This window comes from Micromonospora sp., assembly GCF_048594385.1.
GTDB classification, from domain to species: Bacteria; Actinomycetota; Actinomycetes; order Mycobacteriales; family Micromonosporaceae; genus Micromonospora; species Micromonospora wenchangensis.
The window spans coordinates 1-6,108 of the sequence record NZ_JBMDWU010000238.1 but is presented as its reverse complement, the minus strand read 5'-3'; the positions used below and the strand labels follow the sequence as shown (position 1 = coordinate 6,108).

General features: G+C 74.8%; 4 protein-coding genes. 1 reads left to right on the top strand and 3 read right to left on the bottom strand.

All coding sequences use genetic code 11. From position 1 onward, the window contains the following. Window positions 1-57: 57 nt before the first annotated feature. Window positions 58-951, bottom strand: coding sequence for an aldo/keto reductase family oxidoreductase (locus ACOJTC_RS12460; protein ID WP_420116967.1), 894 nt, complete (start codon window positions 949-951; stop codon window positions 58-60). Between the two features lie 122 nt (window positions 952-1,073). Here ACOJTC_RS12460 and ACOJTC_RS12455 point away from each other — a divergent pair, with 122 nt between their 5' ends. Beyond that, window positions 1,074-1,538: a winged helix-turn-helix transcriptional regulator gene (locus tag ACOJTC_RS12455; protein ID WP_363658374.1), complete on the top strand. Its 465-nt coding sequence runs from the start codon at window positions 1,074-1,076 to the stop codon at window positions 1,536-1,538. A gap of 24 nt (window positions 1,539-1,562) precedes the next feature. On the opposite strand, the gene ACOJTC_RS12450 is transcribed toward ACOJTC_RS12455, so the two are convergent. Both ACOJTC_RS12450 and ACOJTC_RS12445 read right to left on the bottom strand, forming a co-directional pair. Continuing rightward, entirely contained in the window at window positions 1,563-2,468 is a 906-nt protein-coding gene (locus ACOJTC_RS12450; protein ID WP_204928211.1) for a proline iminopeptidase-family hydrolase, read from the bottom strand. Window positions 2,469-2,479: 11 nt separating this feature from the next. Then, a partial coding sequence (locus ACOJTC_RS12445; RefSeq protein WP_420116966.1) for a type I polyketide synthase occupies window positions 2,480-6,108 on the bottom strand: 3,629 nt, incomplete at its 5' end.

The window sequence follows — 6,108 nt, the reverse complement described above, 5'->3', positions numbered from 1 at the left end:
GTGCCCGCTCCCGTGTGAGCGGCACCCGTTCCGAAAAGTGCCCGTGACCGCATATGGTCACGGGCACTTTTGGCGGTCCGGCCCGCAGCGTCCGCTCGCGTCCAACGCGGCGAGGTCGTCGGCGGTGAGCGTCAGCCCCGCCCCGGCGACGTTCTCCCGCAGGTGCGCCACCGACGAGGTGCCGGGGATGAGCAGGATGTTGGGTGAGCGCTGCAGCAGCCAGGCCAGGGCGACAGCCATCGGCGTGGCGTCCCGGCGGGCGGCCACGGCCGACAGCGCCGCGGACTGCAACGGGCTGAACCCGCCCAGCGGGAAGTAGGGCACGTAGGCCACCCCCTGCCCGGCGAGCCGGTCGATCAGCGCGTCGTCCTGCCGGTACGCCAGGTTGTAGAGGTTCTGCACGCACACGATCGGGGCGATCGACTGTGCCTCGGTGACCTGCTCGGGCGTCACGTTGCTCAACCCGAGGTGCCGGATCAGGCCCTTGCGCCGGAGTGCGACGAGCGCCTCGAGCGGTTCGGCGAGGGAGCAGGCCCGGGGCCCCGTGGCGTCACCGAGCCGGAGGTTGACCAGGTCCAGGGCCTCGACGCCGAGGTTCTCCAGGTTCTCCTCGACGGCCCGGCGCAGTTGCTCCGGCTCCCGCGCGGTGGGCCAGCCACCCTGCGCGTCCCGGGTCGCACCGACCTTGGTCACCAGGTGCAGCCCCTCGGGGTACGGGTGCAGGGCCGCGCGGATCAGCCGGTTGGTCACGTGCGGCCCGTAGGCGTCACTGGTGTCGATGTGCGTGATGCCGAGGGCGACGACCTCCCGCAGGACGGCCAGCGCCGCGTCGGGGTCGGCGGGCGGTCCCATCACCCCGGGGCCGGCGAGTTGCATGGCACCGTAGCCGAACCGGGTGACAGTCAGGTCGCCCAGCGTCCAGGTGCCGCCGGGCAGAGAGCGGGTGAGCATGTGTGTTACCTCGGCCTTTCGTGGTGGACGGAGTGGTACCCGACCACTATCGGTGAGGTAGCTTTCTGCCGGGAAGTAGGCACCTGGAAGTGCGTAGCGCACCGACTGCGGGAGGAACGGCGATGACCACGAGGACGGCGGCCGAGCGCCGGGCGGAGGCGGCGGTGGCGTACGACGCGTTCGTGGCGCAGTGTCCCAGTCGCGAACTGCTCGCCCGGATCTCCGACAAGTGGGTCGCGCTGGTGCTGGCCGCGCTGCGCACCGACGGCTCGCACCGGTTCGGCGCGGACTGCGCCGGCACCCCCCGGCCGATGCGCTACTCGGAGCTGTCCCGCCTGCTCGCCGGGGTCAGCCAGAAGATGCTCACCCAGACGCTGCGCACCCTGGAACGCGACGGCCTGGTCAGCCGTACCGCGACGGCGACCGTGCCGGTCACGGTCACCTACGAGCTGACCGACCTAGGCTTCTCCCTGCACGAGACGATGCGTGCCCTCAAGGCGTGGGCCGAAACGCACCTGGACGACGTACACGCCCACCGGGCGGCCTACGACGCCCGCCACCCCGCCCCGGCGGCCCGCCCCGCCTGAGCGGGCCGGCCGGGCGGCCGGGATTCAGAGCTTGTCGAGGAACTGGGTGAGGATCTCGGTGAACCGCTCCGGGGTCTCCAGGTGGGGCAGGTGGCTGGCCCCCTCGATGATCTCCCAGCGGGCCCCGGGGACGAGATCGTGGAAGGGGCGCACGGCGGCGGGGGTGACCTCGTCGTACTCGCCGCTGATCACCAGGGTCGGCGTGTCGATCTGCGGCAGCCGGTCGAGCAGCGAGTAGTCGCGCAGCGTGCCGGTGATGTGGAACTCGCTCGGCCCGTTCATCGCGTGGTAGACGGTCGGGTCGCCGTTGATCTCCATGAAGGTGGCCATCAGCTCCGGCGGCAACGGCTTACGCCGGCACACGTGCCGCTGGTAGAAGACCATCATCGCGGCCGTGTACGCCGGGCTGCCGGTGGTGCCGGCGGCCTCGTGCCGGCGCAGCGTCGCGTCCACGCCGGGCGGCAGCGCGGCCCGCAGCACGTCCAGCTCCGGCAGCCACAGCGGGTACGACGCGGGCGCGTTGGCGATCACCAGGCCGCGCAGCCCGGCCGGCCGGTCGGCCGCGTGGGCCGCCGCCAGCACCCCGCCCCAGGACTGCCCGAACAGCACGTACTCCTCGGCGATGCCGAGGCGGCGCAGCAGGTTGTCGAGTTCGGCGAGGAACAGCTCGACGGTCCAGAAGTCGGCGCCCCGGCCCCGCAGGTGGGTGGAGCCGCCGTTGCCGAGCTGGTCGTAGTGCACCACCGGCCAGCCGGACCGGCTCAACCCGGCCATGTTGAGCAGGTAGTCGTGGGTGCTGCCGGGCCCGCCGTGCAGCACCACCAGCGGGGGCTTGCCGTCGTGCAGCTCGCCCGTCACCCGGTACCAGGTCCGGTGGTCACCGAACTCGACGGTGCCCTTCGCGGTCGGTGCCAGTGTCATGTCGTCCACTCCCGGTGTCGTCACTGCGCGATCCAGTCCCGTACCACCCCGGCGGTCGTGGCGACCTGGCCCTCCATCATGGTGAAGTGGTCGCCGGGCACCTCCCGGAGCGTGTGCGGGGTCTCCCAGGTGGCCCGCCACCCGTCGTCGTCCCCGCCGGCCACGATGGACTCCTGCGGCCGGACGAAGAGCACCGGCGTGTCGATCTCCTCCACCGGGCAGCTCTGCAACAGCCGGACGTAGCGGCCCATCGCCGACAGCCGGGCGCTGCTGAACTCGCCGAAGGTGGCCTCCCGGTCCAGCAGCGAGTCGAGCATGTGGGTGAAGAACGTCGCCGTGGTGCTGCCGGTGGTGAGGTAGGTGTCCAGCAGCACCACCCCGGCCGGGCCGTGCCCCTGCCGCTCCAGCTCACCGGCGGTGGCGTGGGCGAACAGCCCGCCGGAGGAGTAGCCGACGATGACGTACGGCCCCTGCTCGGCGATCGGGCGGACCATCTCGGCGAAGACCCGTACCGCCGCGTCGGCGGAGGCGGGCAGGCTCTCGTCCCGGCCGAAACCGGGCACCGGCAGGGTCCACACGTCCCGGGTGCCGCCGAACTCGGCGGTGAACCGGGCGTACTGCTGGTCGCCGCCGAGTGCCATCGGCGACGGGAAGCAGATGATCGCCGGCCCCTGGTCGCCCCGGGCGAGCCGGCGCGGGGCGGGGACCTGCGGCAGGTCGGCGGGCCCGTCGAAGGTGGGCCGGATGTCGGCCACCGCGTACAGCAGGGACAGGCCCTGCTGCACCCGGCCGCTCTTGACGGCGGTGCGGAACAGCGCGCTCATCGTGTCGGCGGCGGCGTCGGGCGTGCCGGCCCGCTCCTCGGCCGGTGGCGCGGCCAGCTCGGTGCGCAGCAGCGCGGCGAGTTCGTCGACGCTGCCGTGGTCGAAGACCACCCCGGTGGCCAGCCGCAGCCCGGTCGCCTCGTTGAGCGCGGTGCGCAGCTCCATCGCGGTGAGCGAGTCGAAGCCCAGCTCGACGAAGCGCAGCGCCGGGTCGAGGTCGTCGGCACCGCCGTGGCCGAGCACGGCCGCGGCGCGCGAGCGGACCAGGTCGGCCAGCAGCGCCTGCTGGCCGTCGGCGTCGAGCCCGCCGAGGGTACGCCGCAGCGCCGCCGGGTCGGGCCGGTTCGTTGCCGCCGCGGCCCGCCGGGTCGGGGTGACCAGGGCCCGCAGGATCGCCGGCACCTCGCCGCCCGCCGGGGTGCCCAGGTCGGCCTTGACCGGGACGAGCACCGCCTCGGTACGGGCCAGCGCCGCGTCCAGCAGGGCCAGCCCCTCCGCGGTGGACATCGGCAGCACCCCGCCCCGCGACATCCGGGCCCGGTCGGTGCCGCCGAGGTCGTCGGCCATCCCGCCGCCTGCCCACGGCCCCCAGGCCAGGGACTGGGCGGGCAGCCCGGCGGCCTGCCGCGCGCCCGCCAGCGCGTCGAGGAAGGCGTTCGCCGCCGCGTAGTTGCCCTGCCCCGGGCCACCGAGCACGCCGGCCGCCGAGGAGAACAGCACGAACGCGGTGAGGTCCGCGTCGCGGGTCAACTCGTGCAGGTGGGTGGCGGCGTCGACCTTGGGGCGCAGCACCGCGTCGAGGCGGTCCCGGGTCAGCGACGGGATGATCCCGTCGTCGAGCACCCCGGCGGCGTGCACCACCCCGGTCAGCGGGTGCCCGGCGGGCACCCCGGCGAGCAGCGCGGCTACCGCGTCCCGGTCGGCCAGGTCGCAGGCGGCCACGGTGACCTCCGCTCCCCGGGCGGTGAGGTCGTCGCGCAACGCGGCCATTCCGTGGGCGTCCGGCCCGCGCCGGCTGGCCAGCAGCAGGTGCCGCACCCCGTACGTGTCGACCAGGTGCCGGGCGACGAGCCCGCCGAGGGTGCCGGCGGCCCCGGTGAGCAGGACGGTCCCACCCTCGGTGAAGGCGCTGCCGGGGGTGTCGTCGGGCGCGGTGGCGGGCACCAGCCGGGCGGCGTGGGCGACGCCCTCGCGGACGACGAGCTGCGGTTCGCCGCCGGCCAGCACCGCCGGGAGCGCCTGGGCCGACCCGTCGTGGTCGTCGAGGTCGACCAGGACGATCCGCCCCGGGTTCTCCGACTGGGCGGACCGGACCAGACCCCAGACCGCCGCGGCGGCCGGTTCGGTGACCCGGGTGCCCTGCGCGCCGTGGGTGAGCACCAGCAGCCGGGACGACGCCAGTCGCTCGTCGGCGAGCCAGCCCTGCAGCAGGGTGAGCAGCTGACCGGTGGTGTGCCGGGCACCGGCGGCGAGGTCCCGGGAGTCGGGCTGGACGCTGGCGACCAGCACCACGTCCGGCGCGGCCCCGCCCGTGTCCAGGGCGGCGGTGAGGGCGGTCAGGTCGGGGTGGGTCTCGGCGAGCAGGCCGACGGTGTCGAGCGCGGCGGCCACCTTGAACTCGTCGACGCCGACCAGCGCCCACCGGCCGGTGGCCGGGGTGGCGGGCAGCGGCACCGGGGTCCAGTCGACCCGGTAGAGGTGGTCCTGCCGACCGGTGCGGGCGGCGGCGAGCTGGGACGTGTCGATCTCCCGCAGCACCAGCGAGTCGACCCGGGCGACGGGTGCGCCGCTGTGGTCGGTGAGGGTGAGGGCGACCTCGTCGGGGCCGGCGGGGGTGACGGTGACCCGCAGCGCGTCCGCCCCGGTGGCGTGGACGGTGACCCCGGTCCAGGAGAACGGGACGCCGGGCCGGCCCTCGCCCCGGCTCAGCCCGACGGCGTGCAGGGCCGCGTCGAACAGGGCGGGGTGCAGGTGGAACCGGTCGGCGTCGAGCACGTCGGCCGGGAGCGCCACCTCGGCGTACACCTCGTCGCCGTGCCGCCAGGCGGTCCGCAGGCCCTGGAAGACCGGGCCGTAGACCAGTCCGGCGTCGGCCATCCGCTCGTAGATCCCGTCGACGTCGACGGGGGTGGCGGCGGCCGGCGGCCAGGCGCTCGCCGGGTCGGCCGGTGCAGCGGCCGGGGGCGGGGTGAGCAGGCCGGTGGCGTGCCGGGTCCACGGCGCGTCCCGGTGCCGGGAGTAGACGGTGACCGGCCGGCCGCCGTCCTCGCCGGGCGCGCCGACGGCCACCTGCACCTGGACGCCGTCGTCGTCGGGGACGACCAGTGGCGCCTGGAGGGTGAGTTCGGCCAGCCGGCCGCAGCCGACCTGGTCCCCGGCCCGGAGGGCGAGTTCGACGAGTCCGGTGCCGGGCAGCACGATCGTGTCGCCCAGCGTGTGCTCGGCCAGCCACGGGTGGGTACGCCGGGACAGCAGGCCGGTGGCGATCAGCCCGTCGGTGTCGGGCAGGGTGGTGACGGCCGACAGCAGCGGGTGCCCGGCGTCGAGCAGGCCGGCGGCGGTGACGTCCCGGTCCGCGCCCGTGTCCTGCATCCAGTAGTGCTGGTGTTGGAAGGCGTAGGTGGGCAGCTCGACCTGCCGTGCCCCCGGGTGCACGGCCGTCCAGTCGAGGTCGACGCCGCTGATCCACGCCTGCGCCATCCCGGTGGCGTACGCGGCCACCTGCTCCCGGTCGCGACGCTGCAACGCAATCGCCACCGCGTCGTCGACGCAGTCGGCGACCATCGCGGTGAGCACACTGTCCGGCCCGATCTCCACGAACCGGG

Excerpts from the sequence above, each read along its gene's own strand:
- ACOJTC_RS12455 (WP_363658374.1), top strand. The coding sequence starts at position 1,074 with ATGACCACGAGGACGGCGGCCGAGCGCCGGGCGGAGGCGGCGGTGGCG.
- ACOJTC_RS12460 (WP_420116967.1), bottom strand. The coding sequence starts at position 951 with ATGCTCACCCGCTCTCTGCCCGGCGGCACCTGGACGCTGGGCGACCTG.